Source organism: Novosphingobium sediminis (genome assembly GCF_007991615.1).
Lineage (GTDB): Bacteria > Pseudomonadota > Alphaproteobacteria > Sphingomonadales > Sphingomonadaceae > Novosphingobium > Novosphingobium sediminis.
Map to the genome: position 1 here is coordinate 87,159 of NZ_BJYR01000003.1, position 25,754 is coordinate 112,912.

General features: G+C 66.0%; 17 protein-coding genes. 13 read left to right on the plus strand and 4 right to left on the minus strand.

Annotation, left to right across the window (positions count from 1 at the left end; translation table 11 throughout):
* The first annotated feature begins 132 nt into the window (after positions 1-132).
* Positions 133-597: a nuclear transport factor 2 family protein gene (locus tag NSE01_RS02740; protein WP_147158100.1), complete on the plus strand. Its 465-nt coding sequence runs from the start codon at positions 133-135 to the stop codon at positions 595-597.
* A gap of 116 nt (positions 598-713) precedes the next feature.
* On the opposite strand, the gene NSE01_RS02745 is transcribed toward NSE01_RS02740, so the two are convergent.
* A complete protein-coding gene (locus NSE01_RS02745; protein ID WP_147158101.1) occupies positions 714-1,571 on the minus strand; it encodes an oxidoreductase in 858 nt (285 codons plus the stop codon).
* Positions 1,572-1,583: 12 nt separating this feature from the next.
* Positions 1,584-2,588, minus strand: coding sequence for a zinc-dependent alcohol dehydrogenase family protein (locus tag NSE01_RS02750; protein ID WP_147158102.1), 1,005 nt, complete (start codon positions 2,586-2,588; stop codon positions 1,584-1,586).
* 87 nt (positions 2,589-2,675) lie between these two features.
* On the opposite strand from NSE01_RS02750, the gene NSE01_RS02755 reads away from it, so the two are divergent.
* On the plus strand, positions 2,676-3,560 hold the full coding sequence (locus NSE01_RS02755; RefSeq protein WP_246134997.1) for a LysR family transcriptional regulator: 885 nt from the start codon (positions 2,676-2,678) through the stop codon (positions 3,558-3,560).
* Here the strand turns inward: NSE01_RS02755 and NSE01_RS02760 are convergent.
* Positions 3,557-5,080, minus strand: coding sequence for an acyl-CoA carboxylase subunit beta (locus NSE01_RS02760; RefSeq protein WP_147158104.1), 1,524 nt, complete (start codon positions 5,078-5,080; stop codon positions 3,557-3,559). The two genes, NSE01_RS02755 and NSE01_RS02760, sit on opposite strands and share 4 nt — an antisense overlap.
* Positions 5,081-5,159: 79 nt before the next feature.
* On the minus strand, positions 5,160-6,008 hold the full coding sequence (locus NSE01_RS02765) for a LysR family transcriptional regulator (protein WP_147158105.1): 849 nt from the start codon (positions 6,006-6,008) through the stop codon (positions 5,160-5,162).
* Positions 6,009-6,201: 193 nt separating this feature from the next.
* Here NSE01_RS02765 and NSE01_RS02770 point away from each other — a divergent pair, with 193 nt between their 5' ends.
* From NSE01_RS02770 to NSE01_RS02820, 11 genes are all read left to right on the plus strand, one after another.
* On the plus strand, positions 6,202-8,259 hold the full coding sequence (locus tag NSE01_RS02770; RefSeq protein WP_147158106.1) for an FUSC family protein: 2,058 nt from the start codon (positions 6,202-6,204) through the stop codon (positions 8,257-8,259).
* Positions 8,256-8,480: a DUF1656 domain-containing protein gene (locus NSE01_RS02775; protein WP_147158107.1), complete on the plus strand. Its 225-nt coding sequence runs from the start codon at positions 8,256-8,258 to the stop codon at positions 8,478-8,480. Before NSE01_RS02770 ends, NSE01_RS02775 begins: the two co-directional genes overlap by 4 nt.
* A gap of 2 nt (positions 8,481-8,482) precedes the next feature.
* The gene (locus NSE01_RS02780) at positions 8,483-9,382 is read left to right on the plus strand and encodes an efflux RND transporter periplasmic adaptor subunit (RefSeq protein ID WP_147158108.1); all 900 of its coding nucleotides are present in this window, start codon (positions 8,483-8,485) and stop codon (positions 9,380-9,382) included.
* Positions 9,376-10,791: an efflux transporter outer membrane subunit gene (locus tag NSE01_RS02785; protein WP_147158109.1), complete on the plus strand. Its 1,416-nt coding sequence runs from the start codon at positions 9,376-9,378 to the stop codon at positions 10,789-10,791. The genes NSE01_RS02780 and NSE01_RS02785 overlap by 7 nt, the downstream gene beginning before the upstream one ends.
* A gap of 491 nt (positions 10,792-11,282) precedes the next feature.
* On the plus strand, positions 11,283-13,742 hold the full coding sequence (locus NSE01_RS21480; protein WP_147158110.1) for a phage tail sheath family protein: 2,460 nt from the start codon (positions 11,283-11,285) through the stop codon (positions 13,740-13,742).
* Between the two features lie 22 nt (positions 13,743-13,764).
* Positions 13,765-14,265 carry a phage tail protein gene (locus tag NSE01_RS02795; RefSeq protein WP_147158111.1) on the plus strand — a complete coding sequence of 167 codons (501 nt, stop codon included), beginning with the start codon at positions 13,765-13,767 and terminating at the stop codon, positions 14,263-14,265.
* Positions 14,266-14,267: 2 nt separating this feature from the next.
* Positions 14,268-15,023 carry a hypothetical protein gene (locus NSE01_RS02800; RefSeq protein ID WP_147158112.1) on the plus strand — a complete coding sequence of 252 codons (756 nt, stop codon included), beginning with the start codon at positions 14,268-14,270 and terminating at the stop codon, positions 15,021-15,023.
* Positions 15,020-15,808 carry a hypothetical protein gene (locus NSE01_RS02805; protein WP_147158113.1) on the plus strand — a complete coding sequence of 263 codons (789 nt, stop codon included), beginning with the start codon at positions 15,020-15,022 and terminating at the stop codon, positions 15,806-15,808. The genes NSE01_RS02800 and NSE01_RS02805 overlap by 4 nt, the downstream gene beginning before the upstream one ends.
* A gap of 5 nt (positions 15,809-15,813) precedes the next feature.
* Positions 15,814-17,109, plus strand: a complete 1,296-nt coding sequence (locus NSE01_RS02810; RefSeq protein ID WP_147158114.1) for a Pvc16 family protein — start codon at positions 15,814-15,816, stop codon at positions 17,107-17,109.
* Positions 17,106-18,992, plus strand: coding sequence for an ATP-binding protein (locus NSE01_RS02815; RefSeq protein ID WP_147158115.1), 1,887 nt, complete (start codon positions 17,106-17,108; stop codon positions 18,990-18,992). Before NSE01_RS02810 ends, NSE01_RS02815 begins: the two co-directional genes overlap by 4 nt.
* Complete coding sequence (locus NSE01_RS02820) at positions 18,989-25,750, plus strand: eCIS core domain-containing protein (RefSeq protein WP_147158116.1); 6,762 nt, start codon at positions 18,989-18,991, stop codon at positions 25,748-25,750. The genes NSE01_RS02815 and NSE01_RS02820 overlap by 4 nt, the downstream gene beginning before the upstream one ends.
* Positions 25,751-25,754 lie beyond the last annotated feature (4 nt).

The following is a 25,754-nucleotide window of genomic DNA, read 5'->3' on the forward strand; positions in this document are numbered from 1 at the left end:
ATGATCTACTGTCTGACGGACTTCGACTATATCCGGATCGTCGCCGACAAGGCCTGATCCGGACGCGGGCGGCACTACTCCCACCCTCCGGTGTCGCCCGCACCCCTTTCCCATCGCTCAGGAGCGAAACCCATGTCCCGTCCTCCCCTGCCCCCCTTCACAGCCGAGAGCGCTGTCGAAAAGGTTCGCTTGGCCGAAGACGGGTGGAACAGCCGCGATCCGGCACGCGTGGCGCTGGCCTACACGCCGGATAGCCAGTGGCGGAACCGGGCCGAGTTCGTCACCGGCCGCGAAGCGATCGAGGCGTTCCTCGCCCGCAAGTGGAGCCGCGAGATTGAATACCGGCTCATCAAGGAACTCTGGGCGCATGATGGCAATCGCATCGCCGTCCGTTTCGCTTATGAATACCGCGACGACAGCGGCCAATGGTTCCGTGCCTATGGCAACGAGAACTGGGAATTCGATGCCGATGGCTTGATGCGTCGACGCATCGCCAGCATCAACGAGCATCTGATCACAGAAGTTGACCGCAAGTTCCGCTGGCCGCTTGGCCGGCGTCCCGACGATCACCCGGGCCTCACCGATTTGAGCTTCTGATCGATCCGCGCGGTCTAGTTGCCCATCATAGTCCCGCCTCCACCCGATAAGATGGCGGAGGCGGGACTGGGCACCGAAGGACTTAAAGCAACCTCTTCGCGGCAGCGCCGCCTGCATCATGCAGACGGACCATCGAACCCGGTGTCTTCCGAGCGCGAGCGCCAAGGCGCGATGTCTGCTGCAACCATCGCCAGCTTGCGATCGATCCGCGCCAGGGCGTCGCGTCCGAGCGGCAGCCGCAAAGGCGGTGCCTCGGCCAGGATCGCCTGCATCAGCAACGCCATGCCGCGCGCCGGATCACCGGGCTGCGCGCCATTGTTCGCGTCGCTGAAATCGCGGGTCGCGCCGCTGGTCTGCTCGTAAGCGGCAAGGCGCGTCGCCCCGGCGGTGATCGACCGGCCAAGGAACGCAGTGCGAAATGCGCCGGGCTCCACGATAATCACCTTGATCCCGAACGGCGCGACTTCCTCCGCTAGTGCTTCCGACAAGCCCTCGACCGCGAACTTGCTGGCGTTGTAGAGGCCGAAGCCCTGCCGGCCGGTGAAGCCGCCGACTGACGAGAGGTTCACGATCCGCCCGCCAGAGGTGCGCCGCATCAGCGGCAGCGCCGCGCGGGTCATTTCGATCAGGCCAAACAGGTTCGTCTCGAACATCGGGCGATATTCCTGCGGCGCCAGCTCCTCGACCGCGCCGATGAGGCCAAAGCCGGCATTGTTGACCAGCACATCAAGCCGGCCAAACCGGGCCTCGGTGGTGGCGACGGCAGCCCTCGGACCATCCGCATCCGTCACGTCGAGCGTGATCGGCAACAGGGTCTCCGGGTAGCGCTCGCCCAGATCGGCGAGCGCAGCCGGGTTGCGGACGCCGGCGACAACCGCGTCGCCGCGCGCCAGCGCGAGTTCGGCGAGAATCCGGCCGAAGCCGGATGATGCGCCGGTGATAAGCCAGACCTTGGCTGCGTCAGAGATGTTCATGGCGAATTCCTTTCAGGCAACGGTGATGGCGATCTTGCCGCGCTGGCGCTCCGCACCATTGCGACCGAGTACGGCGTCATAGGCAGCAGCGGCTTCGGAGAGCGTGAAGCTGCGCGGATCGAGCCGGGGAAGCAGTTGCCCACCCTCTGCCAGCGCGGCGGCAGCTTCGAGAATCTTGCCGTAATGCGCGCGGCCTTCGTCTGCCAGCAGCGCATGCAGCGTGAAGACGCCCGAGTAGGTCGCTTGCTTGAAGGAAAGCGGCGCCAGCGGGTGCGTGCCCCAGCCAAGGCAGCTGACGACATGGCCCATCCGCCGCACCGCCCTGAACGCGGTATCCAGCATTGCGCCGCCGCCAGTATCGTAGACCACATCGAATCCCGCGCCGCCGGTATGCTCGGCAACGAAGTCCTCGACCGGCTGTTCGGCGTCGATCGGCACCGCACCGAGGCAGCTCAGGTATTGGTGATCGTGGCTGAATGCGGTTGCATAGACCCGGGCACCGTGCGCGAGTGCGATCTGCACCGCGACATGACCCACGCCGCCAGCGCCGCCAAGCACAAGCACCGTCTGCCCCGGCCGGATCTGCGCGCGGTCGATCAGGCCTTCCCACGCGGTGATGACAACCAGCGGCAACACCGCCGCCTCGCGCATCGTCAGATTCGCAGGCTTGTGCGCCAGCAGCCGGGCATCCGCCGCGACATACTGGGCAAGCGAGCCCTGCATGCCGGCAACGCCGCCGGTGAAGCCGTAGACTTCGTCGCCCGGCGCAAAGCCCGAAACGCCGCTGCCGACTTTCTCGACCACCCCGGCAAGGTCCATGCCGAGCACGGCGGGCAAGGCGTGGTTGGCATGGGCGGCCTGTCCGGCGCGGATCTTGGTATCGAGCGGGTTGGTGCCGCTGGCCTTGACGCGGACCAGCACCTGCCGGCTCGCCGGGACCGGGCGGGCCACTTCGCGGATCGTGAAAGGACCATCGTTGGTTTCGACGATGGCAGCAAGCATGGTAGTCTGTGACATGGTCTTTCTCCTCGTGATGGCACAAGAATGACCTCTTCAGTGTTGAACTGAAATCCAAATGAATGCATGTTATCCATGCGATTTTGAATGGATTACCAGATGCGCTCACCCCCACTCGAATGGAGCGACCTTCCGGTGTTCCTCGCCATCGCGCGCGAGGGGACGCTGGGCCGTGCCGCACGCCGGACCGGACAGTCGCAGCCCACAATGGGCCGCCGCCTCCGTGCGCTTGAGGAGGCCACGGGTCTGACGCTGTTCCAGCGCAGCAGCGAGGGCTTTGTCCTGACTGACGATGGCGAAGTCATGCTGCGCCACGCCGAACGGATGGAAGCCGAAGCGCAGGCGCTGGCGCGCGAACTCGCGGGGAGCGAGGCGGGCCTCGAAGGCATGCTGCGGCTGACGTGTTCCGACTGGTTCGGACGCATTGTGCTCGCGCCTGTCCTTGCCGAGTTCCACCGCCTCCAACCCGGCGTCGTGATCGAAACGCTGACCGATGCCCGCGTCTACAGCCTCTCGCGCCGTGAAGCCGATCTGGTGTTCCGCATCACCGGTTTCGACGAGCCCGAGGTGATCGCTCGGCGCGTCATGACGATGCCCTATGCGGTTTACGCAAAGGTCGGCAGCGCGAAACCGGTGGACGGCGATGGCAAGGCATGGCCGGTCATCGTCATGGATACGGCATTCAGTTCGATGCCTGATGTCGATTGGCTCATGCAAACGCTGCCTGGCGCACGGATCGCCGCGCGGAGCAACAGCCGCGACATGCAGGCGCAGCTTTGCGCGCTGGGCGCAGGCTTCGCCGTGCTGCCAAAGCCGCTTGGACAGGCGACCCCGGGGATCGAGGAAGTCGACCTCGGCTCAGCGCCGCCGACGCGGGACACATGGCTCGGCTATCACCGCGACATGAAGCGTCAGCCACGGCTTCGGGCGCTGCTTGATCTGGTGATCGAGCGCCTATCTCCGCAAGCCTAGGCGGCTCCCAGCTTGCCCCACGCGAGTTCGGCGAATTCACAGAGCAGCGGGCGCGTGTCACGCGGGTCGATGATGTCCTCCACCGCATAGCGTTCGGCAGTGCGGAAGGGGGAGCGCACCTTGTTGAGCCGTTCGCGGATCATCGCGAGATGGGCCGCCGGATCCTCTGCTGCTTCAAGCTCCGACTTGTAGGCGACTTCGATGCCGCCCTCGATCGGCAGACTGCCCCAATCGCCCGATGGCCACGCGAAGCGGTACTGAAAGTCGTCCGCATTGCTCATTGCGCTGCCCGCGATGCCATAGGCGCGCCGCACGATGACCGAGGCGAGCGGCACCGTCGCGCGGTAGATCGCGTTCATCGCCTGCACGCCGTAGCGGATCGTCCCCGTAGTCTCAGCAGCTAGGCCGATCATGAACCCTGGATTGTCGACGAGGTGGACAATCGGGAGGCGGAACTGATCGGCAAGCTTGACGAAGCGCTCGACCTTCTCGGATGTACGCGCTTCCCACGATCCGCCCAGAAACGAGGGATCGCTGGCGAGCAGCGCAACCGGCCGGCCATTGAAGCGGGCAAACGCGGTGATCGCAGCGCGGCCCCACTGGCGCCCCATCTCAAACACGCTGCCCTTGTCGGCCACGGCCTCGGCGACGCGGCGCATCGAATAGACCTGCTTGGGATCGCGCGGAACGGCAGAGAGCAGGAAGTCCTCGCGCCGGTCGACGGGATCGAAAGGTTCGGTCGCGGGTGCTGGCTGGCCAACCCGGCTTGGCAGGTAGGACAGGAACCGCCGCGCGCGCTGGAAGGCTTCGGCCTCGCTGGCGACTTCATCGTCGACGACGCCGTTACGGGTGTGGATCGCGCTGCCGCCAAGGCTTTCCTTGTCGCTCGCCTCGCCCAGTGCCTCGACCACGGCAGGTCCGGCGGCGAACAGTTGCGAGAGGCCCTTCACCATCAGCGAATAGTGGCTCGCCACCACCCGCGCCGCGCCCAGCCCCGCCGTTGGCCCGAGTGCGAGGGCGACCACCGGCACGCTATCGAGGTTGCGGATCACATCCGACCAGCCGGGAACTGCGGGCACGTATGTCGCGCCGATTTCTTCGAGCGTGCGCACCGAACCACCACCCCCGGTGCCATCGATCATGCGGATGATCGGGATGCCCAGCGTGTGCGCCATCTTCTCGCACTGGGTGAACTTGCGGTGGATCGCCGCATCAGCCGCACCGCCGCGCACGGTAAAGTCATCGGCGGATGCGACGACCGGGCGTCCCTCGATGTTGGCACGGCCGAAAATGAGGTTCGAGGCATTGAGGTCGGTGAGGTCACCCGCTTCATCGTAGTGACCCTTCCCGGCGATCTTGCCGATTTCACGGAACGATCCGGTATCGACGAGCCCGGCAATCCGGGCCCGCGCATCCAGCTTGCCGCGCGCATGCTGGCGCGCAACCTTGTCCGCGCCGCCCATCTTCTCGGCCATCGCCTCGCGGCGGCGCAGTTCATCGATCTCGGCTTGCCATGTCATCGTTCACGCTCTCCCGCCAAACGATGTGCCATGTCCGGCAGCGCGGTAAAAGAGGGCACGGCCTCGCTTTTCTGCCAGATCAGGGCTGGATCTGCGCCGCTGCCCGCAAGCCTGCGCGGATGCGGTCCATCACGCCCGGGTCCGCCTTGGCGGAATGGACGAAATAGGCCGAGTAGGAAAATTCCGGGCTATCCGGCACCAGCGCAAGCTGCCCTCTTTCGAGATAGGGCCGAATGAAGCCCTTGCGGAAGTAACCGCTACCGCCAACCTCAAGGATGTAATCCAGCGCTAGCGGACCGTAGCTGATCGAGACGACCGCGTTGGGGCGATCGGGAAACGCAGCCTGATGGTTGGCGGCGAATTCCTCCCCCCAATCGATCCGCACATGGGCCTCAGGCGGAATCGGCCCGGTGGTCGCCATGCTGCGGGCGAGGACCAGCTTTTCCTCGAACAACAGCTCGACGACGAGGCCCGGCCTGCTGGAAGCGCCGTAGATCACTGCAACGTCGAGCGTCCCGTCCTGCACTTGCTCGATAAGCCGATACGATGGATCGATCCTTGTGCTGACCGCGATTTCCGGACATTCGCGCCGCATCCACAGCAGCCAGTGCCGCAGCAACGGGTTCCACAGGCTTAGCTCGACGCCTATGGTCACGACCGTCTCGCGCCCCGGCGGGAGGCCCACCGCCGCCTGCGCCCGCTCCCACACCTGAACGAGCGTGGCTGCAAAGCGCTGAAACTGTTCCCCAGCCGCCGTCAGCCGCGCACCCGATTTGTTGCGGACGAACACTTGCCGATCGAGTTGGTCCTCCAGCACGCGAATGCGCGCGCTGACAGCAGTCTGCGTTATGTTGAGGTTCTCGGCGGCGCGCACGAAGCTGCCGGTCTTGACGACCTCAAGAAACGTCCGGGCGATGCTGATGTCCATTTTCGTGCTGCCCCCGGGGTTTGGCGGCTTCCATTCAGCATGGTGAGCCGGGTGCCGTAACTACAGTATTCTTGCGTAATACCATCATTATTTTGATCTATGGTACGCTACCAAAGGCCGCTAGCGCGCGCTGAAGCGGGGGCGCCAAAGCTGCACGGCGATCGGCAACACCCCCGCACGATTGCCGGAATCGATGTCCACGCTCACTGCCCAACACCGCTTGAAGCTGCCTCTGGTAGTGGTCGATCCGCAAAAGTTGCTGTTCTCGCTCAGCAGCTTCCTTGCGGCAGCGATCACGCTTGCTATCGCGTTTGCGGCCAGCATGCCGCGGCCATGGTGGGCCTTGCTGACCGTCTATGTCACCGCTCAGCCGATGGCGGGCGCGTTCCGGCCCAAGGTGCTCTACCGCATCGGCGGCATCCTGACCGGCGCAGCGATGACTCTGCTTCTGGTGCCGAACCTGCAGAATGCGCCCGAACTTCTGGTGCTGTGTCTGGCTTCGTGGACGGGACTGTGCATCTACCTTGCCGTGCTTGACCGCACGCCCCGGGCCTTTCTGTTCCAGATGGCAGCGTTCAGCGCGGCGGTGATGAGCTTTCCCTACCTCGACGATCCCAGCAGCATCTTCGAGACCACTATCGCCCGCGTGCTCGAAATGATGGTGGCGATCCTCAGCGTGACTGCTGTGCACGCGCTGCTGCAACCATGGAGCGCGACGCCGGTCATCCGCGCAAGGGCGCGCTCCTTTCTCGATCATGCGCGCCGGTGGACCGCGGAGGCGCTCTCCAGCCAGCACACCCGTCTCGAAAACGAGCACCGCCGGGCCTTGGCGGCGGATGTCACCGAACTCGGCATGATCGCGGTCCACCTGCCCTTTGACCAGCGCTGGGCACCTGCAACCCGGCGGCGCGTCTACGCGCTCCAGCAGCAACTCGCCAACGTTCTGCCGCTGGCTTCTGCCGCCGCGAACCGGCTTGATCTGCTGCGCGCCGCTCCTGGCATTTCGCCCGAATTGGCCGTGCTCCTCGATGACATGACCGATTGGCTGCGCCCCGGCGAAGGCAACCTCACGCAGGCCGCCGTGCTGGCGGCGCAGGCACGGCAATTGGCGGTGAGCTTGGAGAAGGCGCACGACTGGGATGGCCTGCTGGCAGCGAGCGCCTGCCTGCGCATGGCGGCGCTTCTGGATGCACTTGTCGCCAGCGAGCGCCTTTACGCAGGCATCGGGGAGCCCGGGGGTGCAAACGACGCCAGCCTCGAGGACGCCCCCTTCACGCTTGCCCGCGATCACGGCGTGGCAGCGCTGGCAGGGCTCGCGACCGGCACGGCAATCGTGCTCTACTGCGCGGTGTGGATCCTGCTTGCCTGGCCCAACGGATCTGCGACAGCAGCCTTTGCCGCGCTCATTACATGCTCCTTCGCCGCGCAGGACGATCCCGCTCCCGTGATCGGGCGCTACCTCATCGCGACACTCAAGACCTTTCCGTTCGCCGCGCTCTACCTTTTCGTGATCCTTCCGCGTGTCGATGGGTATGAGATGCTGGTGGTCACGCTGGCGCCGACGCTGGTGTGGATGGGATATATTCAGGCCGATCCGAAACGTTCGGCGCAAGCGTTGCCGATGTTCTCCTGCTTCATCGTCGCGATGGGCTTTCTTCCCCGCTTTCAGGCCGATTTCGCGAACTTCATCAACACCGGCCTTGCGCAAGTCGGCGGGATCGTGGCGACGCTGGCAGTCACGCGGCTGTTCCGTTCGGCTGGCGTGATCTGGACCGCACGGCGCATCGTGCGGGCAAATTGGGCCGATGTGGCTGAGCTCGCCGATATCCGCCGGCCGTTCCGACCCGATCGCTGGACTGCCTCAGCCATCGACCGCCTCGGCCAGGTTGCGGCGCGCATGGCGCTGGCCCGGTCCGGCGGCGATCTGCACGCGGCAGACGGCCTTGCCGACCTCAGGATCGGGCGTAACGTCATCCCCTTGCGCCGTGCGCTCCCCCATGTTCCGCACGACATGCGTCGTCATCTCGGCACCGTGCTCGCGGGCCTCACCGGGCTCTATGCAGATCGCTGGTGGAAGGGTGTGCCGCTGCCGGCCCCTGATACGCTGCGCCAGCATATCGACGATGCGCTGGCCGACTTGCTGGCTCTGCCCGCAGAGGAACACCGGCAGGCCGCATTGCAAGCGCTGGTCGGCATGCGCTGCAACCTGTTTCCGGACGCATCCGCGCCGCACTGGCAGGCTGCGGCATGATCGAGGAAATCCAATTGCTCGGCGTCTATGTGCCCGCCGCGCTCGTCTGGGCGGTCGTGGCAGCAGTGGCGGTCTATCTTCTGCGCGTCCCCTTGCAGCGCATACCGGCGGAGAAGCTCGTGTGGCACCCCGGCCTGCTCGATCTGCTCCTGTTCGTGCTCATCTGGTGGGGGCTCGGAGCCCTTGCCGATACCTACCTCACCTCCTGGCTGGCTTCTTGAACATGCCCGTTTTCCGAAATCTCCTGCGGTCCGTGCTGACCCTTGCCGTCCTGTTCGGCATCCTTGCCGGGATCTATGCGCTGTGGCTGCGCTATCAGGTCGCGCCGATCACCCGCGACGGCAAGGTCCGGGCCGATCTGGTGCCGGTGGCGGCGGACGTCAGCGGCCTCGTCACCGAAGTGCGGGTGCGCGACAACCAGATCGTGAAGCAAGGCGACGTCCTCTTCGTCATCGACAGGCCGCGCTACCAGCTGGCGCTGGAACAGGCAGAGGCCACGCTCGCCAACCAGCAGGCCGCATTGGCGCAGGCTGTCCGCGAAGACCGGCGCAACCGCGCAATGCCCGATGTGGTCGCAGCCGAGCAGACCGAACAGGGCGGCGCCAAGGTCGATGAACTGCGCGCGAGCATCCGGCTGGCAGCGGCGGCGCGCGATCTCGCCCGGTTCAATCTCGGGCGAACTGTCGTGCGGGCGCCGGTCGCGGGCACGGCCTCCAACGTGTCGCTACAGCCCGGCGTGTACCTCACGGCGGGCAAATCCGCGCTTGCGCTCGTCTATAACCAGTCGATGCGCGTGGAGGGCTATTTCGAGGAAACAAAGCTTCCCGCCATCCGCATCGGTGATCCTGCCAGCGTCTACCTGATGGGCGTGCGCGATGAGATCACCGGGCATGTCGAGAGCATCGCGGGCGGCGTCGAGGATCGAGAGCGCGCCGGAGCGGATGGGCAGCTTGCCAACGTCAACCCCTCCTTCACGTGGGTTAGGCTCGCCCAGCGCATACCGGTGCGGGTGGCGGTGGACAGGATCCCCCCCAATGTGCGGATGATCCCGGGACAGACGGCAACCGTCATCGTGCATCCGCGCAGCGACGGGCGCGAAATTCATCGCAGCCTGCCATGGTAAGGCGGCACCTTGCGCTGATCCCGGCGCTGTTGCTCGCCGGATGCGCGGCCGTGGGGCCGGACTATCATGTGCCAAACAACGCCGTGGTTCGCGCGCCAGAGGCCCAAGGCGCGTTCCTTTCGAGCGGCGGCGCCACCAACGCAGCACCCCTCCCCGACCATTGGTGGCAGCTGTTCGATGATCCTGTGCTCGACCGGCTCATTTCCGATGCCATGGCTGCCAACACGGACCTTCGCGTGGCGGAAGCCAACCTCTCGCGCAGCCTCGACTTGCTGGATGCACGCGGCGCCGATCGGGAATGGCAGGGGAGCCTTGCTGCGGAGACCAGCTACGCGCAGCGCTCGGCCGAGGCGGAGTTGCAGCATGTCCAGCCCCCGCGCCGCCAGATCTACAATGCGGGCGCGGCCTTCAGCTATGATCTCGACTTGTTTGGCGGCCTAAGGCGCGGGATCGAGGCAGCGAGCGCCGATGCGGAAGCGGCCCTTGCCGCGCGCGATCTGGTGCAGATCAACGTGGCTGCCGAAACCGCGCGGGCCTATGCGGATCTGTGCAACGGGGGCTTCCAACTCGATACGCTCGGGCGCTCGATTACCTTGCAGGAGAAAGCGCTCGCGCTGACACGCATACTCGTGAAGAACGGGCGCGCCGCCTCGTTGGAGATCGACCGCAGGCAGGGGCTGCTCGAGGCTGTCAGAGCGCGCCTGCCGCGGCTTGCTGCACGCCGGCAGAATGCACTGTTCCGGATCGCTGCGCTGCAAGGGCGCGTGCCCGGACAGGCGGATGGATCGCTGCTCGCCTGCCGCCACCCGATGGCTCTGGCTCAGGCCATTCCTGTCGGCGACGGACAGGCACTCCTCAGCCGCAGGCCCGACATCCGGATGGCTGAACGCCGGCTCGCCGCAAGCACCGCGCGCATCGGCGTCGAAACCGCCGCGCTCTACCCGGACATCCGCTTGGGTGCCTCGATCGGTTCCACCGGCGCAGTGGCAGATGCACTTTCGCCGCTGACCAACCGCTATGGCATCGGTCCACTCGTCAGCTGGACGCTCAACCGGCGGGCCGCACGGTCGCGCGTGGCAGCAGCCGAAGCGCAGACGCAGGCCGATTTGGCGACCTTCGACGGTGCAGTCATCAGGGCGCTGCGCGAGGTGGAAACCGCGCTCAACTCCTATTCCGCCGGGTTGCAGCAGCAAGCCGATCTGGACCATGCGCGCGATGCGGCGGCTGTGGTTGCCCGCACCACGATACAGTTGCGGCGCGGCGGCAGGATCGCGGCACTCCCCGCGCTAGAGGCAGAACGCGATCTCGTCGCCGCAGACCTCGCCGCTGCAGAGGCGCGTGCGGCAACCAACGACGATCAGATCACGCTGTTCCTCGCATTGGGCGGCGGCTGGAACCCGCCCCGCTGAGCGCAGGCGCCGCAAGGCGCGCAAATGCGCGGCAAACTTCCGCCATCGCCCGAGTCGGGGTGTAACAATTGTACAGTTAATCCTGAGTTAACCGACAATATTCGCGGATATGCCGTGTTTTTTCCGCGACGATCTACAGTTGACTCATTCATCGGAAATCACCTACTTTCGCATTGTTCGAATAAGGGTCGAACAACGTTCCTATAAGGAACGATGCAAAAAACGCACATTTTCAGCAGATTTGTCGGATTTTGGCATGAGTTCCAGTCTTCAGGCTGGGCTCGAGAGGATGCGCCTCTTCCCGACAGATTTCATCTGATTGCGGAAGTATTCCGGATTTACTCTGGAACTCGGCAGATTTCTTCGTACGACAACTTCACTGTTGTTGGCGATGATTGCCCCGTTTTGCGTTGGCCGACAAGTAATCGGCCGACAACCCTTTGGTGCGTGGGCTGCGGCCAGCACCGCCAGGACTTGCAAGGAAGCGCGCCATGCCCGTCACCGTCACGTATCCCGGCGTCTATGTTCAGGAAATTCCCAGCGGTGTCAGGACGATAACCGGCGTCGGCACCTCGATCGGGCTCTTCGTCGGTCGCGCTCTCAAAGGCCCGCTCTACGATCCGATCCAATGCCTGAGCATCGAGGATTTCGAGCGCGCGTTCACCAGCCAGTATGCCGGGGGCGATCTGGCCCGTGCGGTGCGGCTGTTTTTCCAGAACGGCGGCACGCAGTGCTACGTCTCTCGCATTGCTGACGAGATGGGCACCAACACCGTCAAAGCGGCCAAGGTCCAGCTCCTTACAGAAAGTAAGGCTCCCTCGCTCGACATTACCGCGCGGTCGCCCGGCGCACTGGGTAACGATATCCGCATCGGCGTCAGCTATGGCACCGGCGATCCCGAAGCGAGCTTCAACCTCGAGGTCTTTCGCTGGGCCAGAAGCAGCACCGGCGCGGATACCAAGGTCGACGGCGAAATCTACGTCGGCCTCAGCATGAACCCCAACAGTCCGCGCTATGCGCCCGACATCCTCACGCAGCAGTCGCGCCTGGTAACAGCTGCCGATGCCAGCGCAGCGCCGGGTGGCCCCGGGTTCTCGCAAGGCGGACGGCCAATCGCGGCAGCGTCCAATGCGAACTTGCGCAGCGAACTGATCGCTTTGTTCGGCAAGACGGCTTCGCGCACCAGCTTCCAGTTCCGCATTTCGGTCGATGGCGGCCCGGCACAGCTCGTCGATCTTGGCGATCTGGACTTCACCGTTGCACCGCTGCTCAATCCCGCGACGATCCAGACAAACATCTGCACCGCAATTGCCGGGCTGATCAACGCGCGGGTCGGTCCCTCGGTGGTGACCGTCAGCCTCCAGAATGGCCCAGCCGGGCAGACCGGTGAGACCAACCAGACGACCAAGCTGCTGCGCATCGCATCGGCGGCGGGGGATGTGCAGATCTTCCCCGGCCCGAACCCGGCAACCGACATTGCCGCAGCGCTGATGCTCGGCACTGCACAAGGCGGCGCGGAAGTCTCGCGCTGGGCCGCAAGCCGGCCAGCACCGAACGGCGTGGTGTTCGTCCCCGACCATGCCAGCGGAACCGCAGCAGTCGCCTTCGCAGCGCTCAAGCAGACGGGCGCAACTTCGCTCGGAAAGATCACCATTGGCGGGGTCGACGTGCCGCTCGGGCCGCTGCTTGCAACAACACCGACCGCAGTCGCCGCTCCTGCCGTCCCGATTGCTGATCCCCGGTTCTTCCAGGATCGCAACAGCGCGAAACCCGCCGGGCCGCCGGATCCCGTCTCGGACGGCGTGCGCGAGAAACTCGGCCTGATCGCCTCCGCCATCCAGGGCTTTCGCGCTGCCAATCCGCTGTTCCCGTGGACAGCCGAGGTCTGCGGCTCGCGCCTCGCGATCCTCCCGGTGAACGGCCCGGACACCCTTTCGGCAGCGGTCAGCACATCGGGCACCGATATCGGCCCCAACTTCAACCAGAACACCCGCTACTACAGCCTCGGCAGCGCTGGCGGTGCATTCCAGTCGGGCGTTGTCCCCGGAGTCAACGGCGGTCCGCCGAGCGCGGCGGACTACGAGCGCGCCTACCAGACGGCGGATCGCGAGATCGACTTGTTCAACCTGCTCGTGCTGCCAAAGGATTCGGGTCACGTCGATGCGACCACCCGCGCGCTGTGGGGGCCGGCGAGCATTTTCTGCCAACGCCGCCGTGCCTTCCTCATCATGGATCCGCCCTCAGACTGGACCGACTCTCAGAAGGCAGCCGGGCCTGCCGTCGGCGTCGACACGCTGCGCATCGGCCTCGTCAAGGACTACGCCGCGCTGTTCTACCCGAACCTCAAGATCACCGAAGCGGGCAAGGACGTGTTCGTCGGGCCGAGCGGTGCGATTGCAGGGCTGATGGCGCGGATCGACGCTTCGCGCGGGGTGTGGAAGGCACCGGCCGGCACCGAAGCCGATCTGCGCGGGGTGACCGGAGTCCAGTATCGCTTCACCGATGGCGAGAACGGCGTGATGAATCCCAAGGGCATCAACACGATCCGCGTCTTCCCCAATGGCATCGTCAACTGGGGCGCCCGCACGATGGACGGCGATGACGGCTTCGCCTCCGAATACAAGTACGTGCCGATCCGGCGCCTCGCGCTCTACATCGAGGAAAGCCTTTATCGCGGCGTCAAATGGGTCGTGTTCGAACCCAACGATGAATCGCTGTGGGCGCAGATCCGCCTGAACGTGGGCGCGTTCATGAACAACCTGTTCCGGCAGGGCGCATTCCAAGGGCAGACGCCCAAGGATGCCTACTTCGTGAAGTGCGACGCGAGCACCACCACGCAGAACGACCGCAATCTCGGCATCGTCAACATCGTCGTCGGCTTTGCGCCGCTAAAGCCAGCCGAGTTCGTCGTGCTGACGCTACAGCAGATGGCCGGACAGATCCAGGCCTGACACCCATCGAAAGGGTCTTTCAATGGTCCAGTTTCCCGTAAATACGCACCGGTTCGATCCCTACAAGAACATGAAGTTCCGCGTGAAATGGGATGGGCGCTATGTCGCCGGGGTATCGAAAGTCTCGGCGCTCAAGCGCAGCACCGAGATCGTTTCCCACCGCGAAGGCGGTGATGCCAGCACCTCGCGCCATTCGCCCTCGGTGTGGAAGTTCGAACCGATCACGCTCGAACGCGGTGTGACCCACGATCTCGAGTTCGAGGACTGGGCGAACAAGGTCTACACCGTCGAAGGCGGGATGGTGCAGACGCTCAAGGGCTTCCGCAAGGACATCCTGATCGAACTGCTCAACGAGCAGGGCGTGATCGCCAAGACCTACAAGGTGTTCCGCTGCTGGGTCTCGGAATACCAGGCCCTGCCCGAACTCGATGCCAACGGGCATGCGGTGGCCTTCGAACATATCGTCATCCAGAACGAAGGCTGGGTGCGCGATCTCGACGTTGCCGAACCTGCCGAGACATGATCGTGGCCGCGCGCGGGTGGTCCGAGCGCGTTTCCCCGCGCACCAGCTTTGCGGACCCGCCAACACTTCGCCTGCGTGAGCCGACCGGGCAGGACGAACTCTCGCTCGAGGGCATCGATACGCGCGCGGCCACCCGGTTGCTCACACGGCTGGCTGATCCGCCCGATGCCATTGTCGCCCTATCGGCCAGCGACCGCGATCTACTCTTGGCGGCGCTGCACCGCGGCCTGTGGGGGGACCGGATCGTCTCCTCGCTGGAATGCGCGGCCTGCGGTGCACCCTACGACCTCTCCTTCACCCTCTCAGACCTGCAGCGCCAGATCGAAAGCGCTCGCGCGCCCAGCGAGGTGATTGCACTGCGCACGCTGGAGGATGGCAGCGCTGTGATCTACCTGCCCTCAGCCGAAGAGGAGGATGCCGCCGCGCAAGCGGGGCCCCTCGCCGGGCAGGCGCAACTCGCCAACGCGATGATCGGTGATGGCGGCCCTATCCCCGCCGATCTCGACGAACGGCTTGAGGCACTGGCCCCGCTACTCGACGTCGATCTCGAGGCACCCTGCGCCGAATGCGGCCACGAGGCGCTGGCGCGGTTCGATATCCAGACCTTCACCCTCCAGCGCCTGCTTGATGAACGCGAGGCTGTGCTGGGCGAAGTGCACGAACTTGCCAGCGGCTATCATTGGGGGCTTGCCGAGATCCTGAGCCTCCCGCGCGGAGTGCGGCGGTCCTTTGCGCATCGGCTGGGCGCAGCCGAATGAACTATCGCGAACGCCTCCTGAGCCGCGCGGCGGCAGTGCCCCGATCGGGCGGCGAAGCGCTGTTCGATCCCTTTGCGCAAGTTGCCGCGTGGCTGCCCGAAGAAACGGCGCAAAGTTCGCCGATCGCGCCCGCCTCACCCCAGATATTGCCGCAAGGCGAGCCAACTGCGCGCGCCTCTGAAGTCCTGAGCCATCCGCCTGCCCCTCTCGCACAGCCGATCCGCCCCCAGCCCAATTCAGCAAGCGCGGCCAGCCCTGCCCCTGAACGCAGCGCAGCGGCACCTGCGGCGCTCACCGACAAGCCCGGCGCCGTCCCGCCAGCTGTGACCCCGCCCGATCCGCTGGCGATAGCCGACGCCTTCTTCAACGAGATCGCGCCGAACCTTGCTCGATCGCCAAGCTACGCGGCAACTCCGGCGACGTCCGAGCGCGAACCTTTGCAGCCCGGCAAGCAAACCGCACCCGCTGAAACACCCGCCATTCGCGCTGCGCCGGCGCTGCCGCCTGCACCATCTGCGCCGCTGCAGGCATCACACACGGTCGTACCGCCCAAGCCCGCCGAAGCGCCGCTGCCACGCGCTGCTGCGCAGGCGGCAAGGCGCTCAGCACCGCCCACAGAAGCCAGGCCCGCGCCGCAGCGGCCTGAACGGGCGCGCAAGCCGCAACCCCCACTGATCGACGCCGCGCGCGATGCGCGGGTGATCGCCGTCAGCTCATCCGCAGCGCCGCGCAGCGATCTGGCGCATAGCCTCGGCATCCTGCGCTTCGGGATCGGGCAAGGCTGATCGCCATGGCGCTGCTCGATCTCAGCCTCGTCACCCGCTGTTTCACCACCATGCTGAGCGAGCGCCTGCCGGCCTTTCCTGTCTGGCCGGGCAGCGCCACGCTGAATGTCTCGGCCGGCCCGCCCGATGCCGTGAACGGCGCTCACGCACTCAGCTTCTACCTCTACCACGTTCGCGAGGCTGCCCATGCCGTCGCGCAGGACTGGCCGGCGAGCGGCGACAACCCGCAACGCCTGCGGCCGATGAGCCTCACGCTGTCCTATGTGCTCACTCCGCGCTCCAACATCGCCGACGCCAACCTCAGGGCGCTCGCCGACCAGCTGATGATGGGTCTCGCGCTCAAGACTCTGCGCGATTGTGCGAAGATTGACGACACGACGATCGTGATCGGCAAAGGTGGCCCGGTGCTGGTGATGCCGACCGCCATGCGCGGCCGCCGCAACCTGCTGCGCGTAAGCCTGCGCCCGACCGAGGCAACCGAAGCCGCGCAATACTGGCAGGCGGGAACCGGCCCGGTGCGCCTTGCCGCGTACTACGAAGTCGCCGCGACGCTGCTTGAACCGGATGAGACGATGACCCGCAGCGGCCGCGTGCTGATGGTCGGCGTCCACACTTTCGTGCGCGGCGAACCGCGCATCGATGCGGTGACCAACACGCTCGCCTTTCTCGCACCGGGCGAAAGCGAACCGCGTCAGCTCGAGCTTTCGCCGGCGTCGGTGCCCTATGGCGGGCGGCTCATCGTTTCCGGCGCAGATCTCAAGGGTGATCGCACCGCGCTGCTCCTCACGCATCAGGATTTCGCCGATCCGGTGGTCGCCGATGCCGCCTGGAAGCTCGCAACCGATGGCTCTGTCCTGAGCGTAGAAGTGCAGCCCAAGGCCAGCGGCACCACGCTGCTGCCCGGCATCTATGGCGCGATGGTCCGCACCACCGCGCGCAAGACGCTGCCTGATGGTTCGCAGCGCGATTTCGATGCGGTCTCGAACCAGATCGGCTTCGCGATCGCGCCAGCGATCCTGTCTGTCACCGGCGGGGCCGTGCGCACAATCAAGGTCGACCGCTTCCAACCACACTTGCTGGCAGACGGCGACCTCATGGTCTTCGCCGGTTCTGACCGCCTGACCCGCAGCCCGACCTCTCCGCCCGGACCGGGGCAGTTCCACACGCCCTCCTCGCCCGCCGCCGCAACAAGCACCCTTCGCTTCCGTTTTCCCGCAAGCGCCGTGCCCGGCAGTGTCCTGCCGATCCGCCTGATCGTCCGTTCGGCGGAATCCGGTCCCTGGTGGGAGACCGTGCCATGACGGCCCGCCCGGCGCGCGAACCTGCACCGCATACGCTCGATCCGCTGGACGAGCGCGCATACGAACAGGAGCGCGTGGCGGCTGCGCTGGACGGGGCTCTGATCCCGGCGCCACTACCAGAAGGGCGGCTGGACAGGCTGGCAGAGCTGTTCGTGCTCGATGCGCTCGAACGCGATGTAGTCGCCGTGCTCTGGGCCGCGGCCTATGAACCCGCGCTGCGGGCGGCGCTTGTGTCACGCGAGGGATCGTGCGGGCATGTCACCGTCCTCCTCGTCAGCAGCCTCTTGGGCCACGCACTCCGGCCCCGGCTGCCCAGCGGTTCTCCCTTGCTGCTGTGGAAGCTGGTGCAGGAACATCCGCTGATCGATGGCGGCGCGGCGCTCTCGCTCGATCCGGCCATACTGGCGTGGCTTGCCGGCGATCACGAGCTTGACCGGGCACTGGCAGGCCGGGCGCAAATCCTGCCGCCGGGGCTGGAACTGGCGGAATGGCCGCTCGGCGAGTTGGCAGAGAGGCTGAGCGCGGCGTTCCGTGCGGGTCGGCGCGTGCGGATTCGCCTGAACACCGAGGACCAACTGGCCGCGCGCTGGTTTGCCGCAGCCCTCGGGCGGCGCATCGGCTTGCCGGTGCTGGCGGTCGAACCGGGCGGCCTCGCGGATGCAGAGAACGCGGCGGTGCGGCTCCACCGTCAGGCCTTTCTTGATGGCTGCATCCCCTTCTTTGCAGCTGCCGACACCGGCCTTCCAGCACCGGTCGGCGTGGCCAGCTACCCGGTGCAGATCATCCATGGCAGTGGGCCTCCCCTCGCCGCCGATCCCGATTGCGACGACCACGATCTCGTTCCCGCCGCACCTGGGCCTGCCGAACGCGAGCGGCTGTGGCGAATGCTGCTACCGCAAAGCGCCCGATGGCCCGCCGGCAAACTTGCCGATCTGGCGCTGTGCCACGCGGCTTCGGTCAGCCAGATCGCCAGTGTCGCCGCCAGCCGTCCGGCCAATGCCGCGGCGGCAAACCTTTCACTGCGCGAGCACTTGCGCGGCGAATGCAGCCCGCTCACGCGGCGCATCGATGCGGCCTTTACCTGGGACGACCTCGTGCTGCGCAAGGAAACGCGCGCCCGGCTGGAGGAAGTGACCTTCGAGGCGCGCGAGCGGCTACGGCTCTGGGCGGAACCTGCCGCCGCCCGGCTGTTTCCCTATGGCCGCGGGCTGGTGGCGCTGTTTGCTGGGCCTCCGGGCACCGGCAAGACCATGGCTGCAAACGTCATCGCCGCCGATCTCGGGCTCGATCTGCTTTCGGTCGATCTCTCGGCCGTCGTCAGCAAATGGGTCGGCGAGACAGCCCAGCACCTGCAGCAACTGCTCGGCTCGACTGCCGCGCAGCGCTCGGTGCTGTTCTTCGATGAGGCCGATGCGCTCTACGCCAAGCGCGTCGAGGACGTGCACAACGCCAACGACCGCTTCGCCAACTACGACAGCAGCGTGCTGATGACGGCGCTGGAAGCCTATCCGGGCATCGTCATCCTCGCGACCAACCTCAAGGCCAATATCGACAGTGCCTTCCTGCGCCGCATCCGCCATGTGGTCGATTTCCATGCGCCTGACGCGGCGGCGCGGCGGGAAATCTGGCGCAAGGCAATTGCCGCGCTGTTTCCGCGTCCACAGGCCCGCAATCTTGATCCTCAACTTGCCCGCGTCGCCGAAATCGAGGCGAGCGGCGCGCTCATCAAGAACGCGGCACTGTCAGCCGCTTTCAGCGCCCGGCGCACCGGCGCGGCACCAACCGCGCGTCTGCTCGGTGAAATGCTGGCGCGCGAACTCGGCAAGGAAGGCGTCAGCCTTTCGGACCATGACCTTGCCATCGCGCTGGGTGAGCCGGCATGAGCGCCGCGGCCCGCTCCCCGCGCCGCACCAGCGGCCAGCAGGCCCGGTCCGCGCCTGCTTTGGCGCTGCGCCAGCGGAGCACCCATGAACGGCAGGCGGATCAACGCGGGGCGAGATTTGCACGCGGCGAGAGCGGACTTTCGCGCGGTCTGTCTGCGGCGCCAACAGCCGGTTTCGCCCCGCATGGCAGCATCGGCGTTGCGCTCGAACCCGGCCTCCTCGGCGCGCTGGAAACGGCGTTCGAGGCGGATCTCGGGGCGGTGCGCGTCCACCGCGATGGTGCTGCCGGTTCTGCAGTGCGTGCGCTTGGCGCCAGCGCCTTTGCCAGCGGCACCGCGATCTATTTCGCGCCCGGCCGCTTCGATCCAGCGTCTCCTGATGGCCGCGCGCTGATCGGCCATGAAATCACCCACGTGCTGCAGCAAACCGGGCGCCGCAATGCGCGGGGACTTCTGGCAGCGCAGCCGCTTACCGGCATCGCCCCCGTCCAATGCGCACCGGGGCCAGCCAATGCGGCGGACGAAGCCTACAACGACGATGTGCGCGGCAAAGCGGCCAAACTCGCCGGCGGGCTCGATATCGGCACCCGCTTTGCCAAGCTCGGCCTCCTGAACACGGCAACCGGCACAGACAGTTGCCTCGCCGTGCTCGATCGCCATCTGGCGGCTGATCCTGATGCCGCCACGAAGGGCGAGATTGCGGCGATCCGCAAGGCCGTCGACGGGCAGGACACCGAAACCGCGCTCGTCGCGCTGCGCGAACTCGCCAAAGTCGCCGACCGCGCGGCCTTCGGCACGGTCTACCACAATTGCTTCAAGGCGCTCGGCGCGAATGGCGATGCAGCCGCCATGGTGGGCGACAAGCCGCCGATGGTCACTGCGTTTGGCAGCTGGTCTTTCTACGAAGCTACCCGTCCGGCCAATCCTTCGTGGGTCCTGGCAGAGCTTGCAATGCATCCGGTTGCGAAGAAGTACTATCCCGGCGCCGTCGTCGCGGTTGCGCGGATCGATTTCTACGGGCTCGGCCGGGTCGGCCAAAACCTCGATCCAAACGGCAAGTTCAACGAAACCATCGGCGCCGCGATTGCCGAGGCGCTGACCTATACCCCGCTGATGCCGCACGAGCGCACCGCCGCCGCGCTGCGGGCACTGGCCGCATTCGATACGGTGCGCCTCGAAACCTTCGGAGCGATCGAAAAGCTGCTCATGGGCTCCAGAGACCCGCTCGAGCGGTTCAAACTCAAGCGGCAAGTGATGGCCATCTATGCCGACAAGGACGGCCTCGCCAACCTTGCCCGCGCTGCAAAGGTCGAACCCGAAGTCCTTGTTATCGCTGCTGATGCCGGCGCGCGCATCGCACCCATTGCCGCGCGGTCAGCCGAAGCGTGGCGCCGGATCGAAGCGGCGACGGCCGCGTCCGACGCGCCGGCTGCGAATGCCACGCCAGAGCAGCAGATCATATCGGACGCCCTGCGCAAGGCGGTGCGCGCGCGCGCCGGTTCGATCAAGGGTCTCGCGAAAGTCGAAGCTGCTCTGGTCGCCGCACTCGCAATCGCGGCCCGGCTTGAAAGCGGAGGCCTCCCCTCGGGCGCGGCGCTGGCTCGCAACCAGAAGGCTGCTGCCGCTGCCGTCGCACAAGTGACCTTCGCAATCGACGGCGCTTTCGCGGCGCGCGAGAAAACGCTCGACGTGCGCGAATTGCCGCAGATCGACGCAAGCGCCGCAGATCCGGCCAGCGAGGTCACCGCCGCAGTCACCGACGATATGGTCTACGGCATCCTGCTGCTGAGCCTCTACCGGCTGGAAAGCCGCTTGCTGCAAGCGTTCACGGCGCCCGGCAAGGCCGCAGACGAGGCCGGGCGCATCCGCCAGCAGGATGAAGCGGCGCTGGGCTATCGCCGCACGCTGGAGCTGTTTTTCGATACGGCCAGCCTGTTCGGCTATCAGCGCCTGACCGAGGCGATCTTCACGGATTACCGGGCCGAACAGGCCGGTGTCACCCGCAGCTACGTTGCCCTGCTGGAGCCATTCAAGGCGGTGCCGGCGACCTTGGCGGAGTTCGCCAGAGATTTCCCCAAGGACGAGGTGAGCGGCATCCCGCTATCCGGCCAGGCCCTCGTCGAGTTCGTCTATTCGGCCTACTACGGCACGCTGCTTGCGCAGCTGCAGGTGGCATTGAAGGACCAGTCCGGGGTCAACACCGTTCTTCCGGATGGGTCGACCCGCCACACGCCCATCGTCAACATCGCTCTCGGGGCGACCGAAAAGCTGTTCAAGGTGCCCACCCGCTACAGGGTGAGCAGGGAGGCGACGATCCTGTTCGTCCGTCCCGGCGATGACCGGAATGACGTGCCGGCGCTACTGGTCCGCGACAAGGGCACGAACAGGCACCCGGTGGTGCAGGCGCTCGCCGATACGCTCGCGCCAGACGAGGTCTTCGTGCTGCCGCGCGCCTATGAGGCCCATCGCGAGGGATTCACTGCCTGGGTGATCGGCAACCTCGCCGAGCTATGCGAGACATTGGCGAACCTGCCCGGCGTGCCCGATCTCATCACCGACAAGGGCGTGCCGCTGGGCTGGCCCGATGCTTACGTGGGCGGTCCGGCCCGGTGGCTCATCGCACTCGGCAAGCTGATCAAGGACCCCACCGCTCAGAATGCTGCGGTGCGCGAGCAGATGCACAGCGACTTCGCCTCGCTCGCCGGGCCGATGCGCCGGGCGACCAACATCGAGCGCCGCTATGTCGGGCCGCTGATCGCCGAACAGTGGGAGAAAGTGCAGGTATCCTTCCTCAAGGACCCGGACGCTTTCTTCAACGCCCCGCGCCGCGCGCTGGAACTGACGCAGATCTTCGCCGGCAATGTCCAGCCGTCGAACCTCTCCGAGCAGCGGCTTCAGATGACCGCGCTGATGCTCGAACTGGCCCCAGTGCTGACCCGCAAGCTCGGAACTTCTACGCTGATCGGCGAAAGCGTGCGGATCGCCGGGACTGACCGCTTCGACGTCATCCTGCCGCTCCACCGCCATGTCGATGGGGCGGCCGCCTTTGCCAGCGATCCTGCCAACGTCCAGCTACTTGAAAACAAGCTGGAGCTGACCTTCCCGCCTGCAGATCTCGACCGCCGCGTCCGCATCCTGCGCACGTTGGCGGGCGAATTCGCCGATACGGTGAAGCAGCATCAGGCCGATGCCCTGGTGGTCGAAGGGCTGAAGAGCGAGAACGTGCTGCGCATCGCGGGGCGCGGGTTCGCGCTGGCAGGGTCGGATGGCTCACCAGATCATCCCGGCGAACTCTTCGACGCGGGGAATGCGGTCTACCAGCTGGTCACGGTCCACGAGAGTTTTCACTACGAACCGGCCATGCTCGGCGTGCCTTCGGTCGTCGAATGGGACCGCGAGGCGGTTGGCACGCGCAACCTCGTCATCAATGGCAGGGCCAGCAAGCCGGGCGATCCCCGCGTGCGGCTGGTCACGATCATGCGCACCGACAATCGCACCGGCCAGACGGAACAGAAGGAAATCTGGTCCGACGACACCGCGCTGCTCTCCGAACTCGGTTATGCGCTCGATCTCCACATCACCTTGCGCAACCTCGAGATTCTCGGCGAAGTGATGACCGAGGGCGCCAGCGTGCTCACGCTTGCGATCCAGGTTGCTTTCGCCGAAGTCCCCGGCATTTCCGAGGCGCTTGCCGCCGCCGAGATCACCGGATCGATCCTGCAGTTCTGGGGCAGCAGCGAATACGCCACGATCAAGTCGCTGCTCAGCGGCGATGTCGGCCCGCTGTTCGAGAAAGTGATCGGCCAGATCAGCCACGACATGTCACGCGAGGTGCTGTGGGGCTGGCTGGTGCTGGGCGATACCACGCCGCCCACGATCAAGGCGCTGGAAGCGGCGATGGAGCTGGCCGGCCGGATGGGCGTGCTCAAGAGCAAGGCCAATTCCGGAGACGAAGCCAAGGACAGCTCGATCAAGCGCGTGGTCGAGGGTCTGGTCAGCGGCAGCACCACGCTTTTCCGCGGTGCCGAGGCGATGCACACGGCCACCAGCTTTGCCATGCACAAGGTCGAGCTGGGCATCCAGGGCTCGCCGTGGGCCGCGCTGATCATGCGGGTGATCGCACGCAACCTCTACCGGCTCGAAGGTGTCTCGCTGAAGGAGTTCGGCATCGACCAGGCTGCCGACGCGCTGGAGGAATTCAAGGCGATCTACAAGCGCTTCGACGGGATCATCGAAGGCCTCGCCAGCTTTGAATTGCCGAGCGAACTGGTCCCGCTCGAGGCGATCATCGAAATGGTGGTCAACTTCGTCATCGACCACCTGCCGATAAAATATCGCCCGTTTGTCAAAGGGGCCCGCAGCGTCGTCAACGCAACGCCGATGCGCAAGCTTTACGACGAGCTGTTCAGAACCGTCGCCGACGAGATGCGCAAGGCCAGCATCGATCCCAACATCCTGTGGCGCGACCACATCAAGACCTCGCTCGATCCCTACCTCAAGCTCGCGGCAAGCGAAATCTCCGACGAGTGGCACGCCATTCTGGTCCGCGTGCCGTTCCTGAAATCGATCCCCACGCTGACCATCCCCGATCTCGCGGCGTCCTTCGTGAGCGGCGATGTCGCGCCGATGCTAGCGCAAGGGACAGCCACGCCGCCGGCACCGCCGCAGCTTCCCGCCGGGCGCGGCACAGCGCTCGGCCCGGGCGAGCGCGCGGCGGCGCAGCGCGGCTTCGGCCACGATTTCGGACATGTGCGGGTGCATCAGGGCAGCGCCGTCGACAGCAGCCTGCGGGCGTCCGGCGCAAGGGCGGCGACGAGCGGCAGCCACGTCTGGCTCGACAGCGCGGTGGCGGCCAGCGGCAGCGGCGGCCGCGATGTGCTCCATCACGAACTGGCCCACGTGCTGCAGCAGACCGGGCCGCGCCCGCTTGGCCAGCGTCACCCGGCGCAGCCGGTCGCCGGCAGTGCGGGTTCTGGCCCGGCGCGCTGGCGGATCGATCGCGGCGCTGAACGTCAGGCGGACCATCTCGCGCAGGCCTCACGCAGCAGGGCGGCAGGCCCTCGCCCCGTCAGCCACAGCGCCGGCATCGCTCCCAGCCTTACCGACATTGCCGAGAGGTTTTTCCAGAAGCTGGGCGATTCCACCTCGCTTGAAGAGAACGCGGCGGCGCTGATGAAAACCCCGGCACATGCCGCAGAGGTCAACAAGGCAGCACCGGGTCTGCGCACGGCACTCCCCGAAAAGCTCATTGAAGCACTCGGCCCCAAGGGTTCAGCCGGTTCGCGCATCACGTTCAAGGATCCGTTCGGCACCGCAGCCGAAGCGCTGCGCGAGTACATTCTCGTCAACCGCAAGCAGGAAGTGATCGACGGCATTCCCCATCTGCTGGGCGGCGCCTTGCAGGAGGTGAAGATCAAATCCGGCAAGGGCACGGCCAAGGCGAAGGTCGAAACCGCGCCCATCCTCAATGTCGGGCGGCTCGAAACGCTGCTGGAGGAGTTCTTCTTCGGTAAGACAGGCATCTCGGTCGACATCGAATTCAACACGACCAAGGAGCCGGGGCCCGACGGCAAGAAGCGCGACACGATCTCGCTCGACGATCCGTTCAAGACCTTTGCTGTCACCTATCTCCACCTGCCGATGATCGGCGGCACCGCCAAGCTGTGGGACGAGGTGATCGACGCCACTTTCCCCAAGGCCGGGGCCAAGCGGGCACTCTATCAGGCCAAGACGCGCCTCGCTTTGCAGGGGTTGCAGCCCGGCCCCGGCATCTTCACCACCGTGTCCGCAAAGGGCGGCAAGGCACTCGCGCTCGGCCTCAAGGCCAAGTCGCTCGCCGAAGCCTACGTCAATCCGCCGCCGACACGGGATCTGCCGGGCGATGCCGTACCGACTTGGGCCGAGTACACCGACATCAAGCCCCGCGCCCGCACCCAGCACGGCGGCAAGGACTACGGCCAGATCGGGCTGCGGCTCGGCACGTATGGCCAGAAGGACAATCCCGACCAGCAGAAGGGCACAGACCGCGCCTCGCATCACACCGTGCAGTATCTGCTGATCGAATACCTCGTGAACACAAAGGACCGGCACCAGCCCTTCCCGCATCCGCTGAGCCTCTACCCGGGCGTCACGGCGGCCACGGGCGGGCGGGTCGCGACGATCGGCAAGACACCGGGGGCAACCGACGGCATCCGCGTCGCGGCCAATGACAGCGGCGATCGCGGGCCGAACATGCCCACGATCCTGCTTTCGGTGCACGCCCACACGCTGGGCAACGTCCATGTTTCGGTAGAGCCCGACGACCTGCCGAACGCAGGCCCTTCGCAGGGTGCGGCAATCCACGGCAAGTTCCGTTCGTTCCTTGGCGATTATGCCGCGACCGTGGCTGACAAGAAGGGCCTGCAGGCGCTCGCCGCTCAGCGCGCGGGAAAGACCTTCGCCAAGAACGACCTGCCGAAGATCAAGGGCGCGCCAGTGACCGACGGCGATCTCAGCGCCGCGATCTTCACCGCCGCATGCAAGTCCTACACCTGGATGCAGGATCACATGAACAAGAAGCTCGCGCGCGCGCTAGATCATCAGGAGATCGATTACTACAATTCGCTGGTGGCCGCCGCGCAGTCCGCCACGATCCGCAGCGGCACCACCGTCCAGCCCGCTTACACACCCGGACCGGTCAGCGGCGATATCATCCCCGAGGTCGTGAAGGCGCAAGTCGCCGCCTTCGAATCCGCCGCATTCGGTTTCGAAAGGCGGTGATGCG

Coding starts and splice junctions, on each gene's coding strand:
- NSE01_RS02810 (WP_147158114.1), top strand. CDS start 15,814: ATGGCGCTGCTCGATCTCAGCCTCGTCACCCGCTGTTTCACCACCATG.
- NSE01_RS02750 (WP_147158102.1), bottom strand. CDS start 2,588: ATGTCACAGACTACCATGCTTGCTGCCATCGTCGAAACCAACGATGGT.
- NSE01_RS02820 (WP_147158116.1), top strand. CDS start 18,989: ATGAGCGCCGCGGCCCGCTCCCCGCGCCGCACCAGCGGCCAGCAGGCC.
- NSE01_RS02755 (WP_246134997.1), top strand. CDS start 2,676: ATGGATTACCAGATGCGCTCACCCCCACTCGAATGGAGCGACCTTCCG.
- NSE01_RS02815 (WP_147158115.1), top strand. CDS start 17,106: ATGACGGCCCGCCCGGCGCGCGAACCTGCACCGCATACGCTCGATCCG.
- NSE01_RS02770 (WP_147158106.1), top strand. CDS start 6,202: ATGTCCACGCTCACTGCCCAACACCGCTTGAAGCTGCCTCTGGTAGTG.
- NSE01_RS02775 (WP_147158107.1), top strand. CDS start 8,256: ATGATCGAGGAAATCCAATTGCTCGGCGTCTATGTGCCCGCCGCGCTC.
- NSE01_RS02765 (WP_147158105.1), bottom strand. CDS start 6,008: ATGGACATCAGCATCGCCCGGACGTTTCTTGAGGTCGTCAAGACCGGC.
- NSE01_RS21480 (WP_147158110.1), top strand. CDS start 11,283: ATGCCCGTCACCGTCACGTATCCCGGCGTCTATGTTCAGGAAATTCCC.
- NSE01_RS02805 (WP_147158113.1), top strand. CDS start 15,020: ATGAACTATCGCGAACGCCTCCTGAGCCGCGCGGCGGCAGTGCCCCGA.
- NSE01_RS02745 (WP_147158101.1), bottom strand. CDS start 1,571: ATGAACATCTCTGACGCAGCCAAGGTCTGGCTTATCACCGGCGCATCA.
- NSE01_RS02780 (WP_147158108.1), top strand. CDS start 8,483: ATGCCCGTTTTCCGAAATCTCCTGCGGTCCGTGCTGACCCTTGCCGTC.
- NSE01_RS02785 (WP_147158109.1), top strand. CDS start 9,376: ATGGTAAGGCGGCACCTTGCGCTGATCCCGGCGCTGTTGCTCGCCGGA.
- NSE01_RS02740 (WP_147158100.1), top strand. CDS start 133: ATGTCCCGTCCTCCCCTGCCCCCCTTCACAGCCGAGAGCGCTGTCGAA.
- NSE01_RS02795 (WP_147158111.1), top strand. CDS start 13,765: ATGGTCCAGTTTCCCGTAAATACGCACCGGTTCGATCCCTACAAGAAC.
- NSE01_RS02760 (WP_147158104.1), bottom strand. CDS start 5,080: ATGACATGGCAAGCCGAGATCGATGAACTGCGCCGCCGCGAGGCGATG.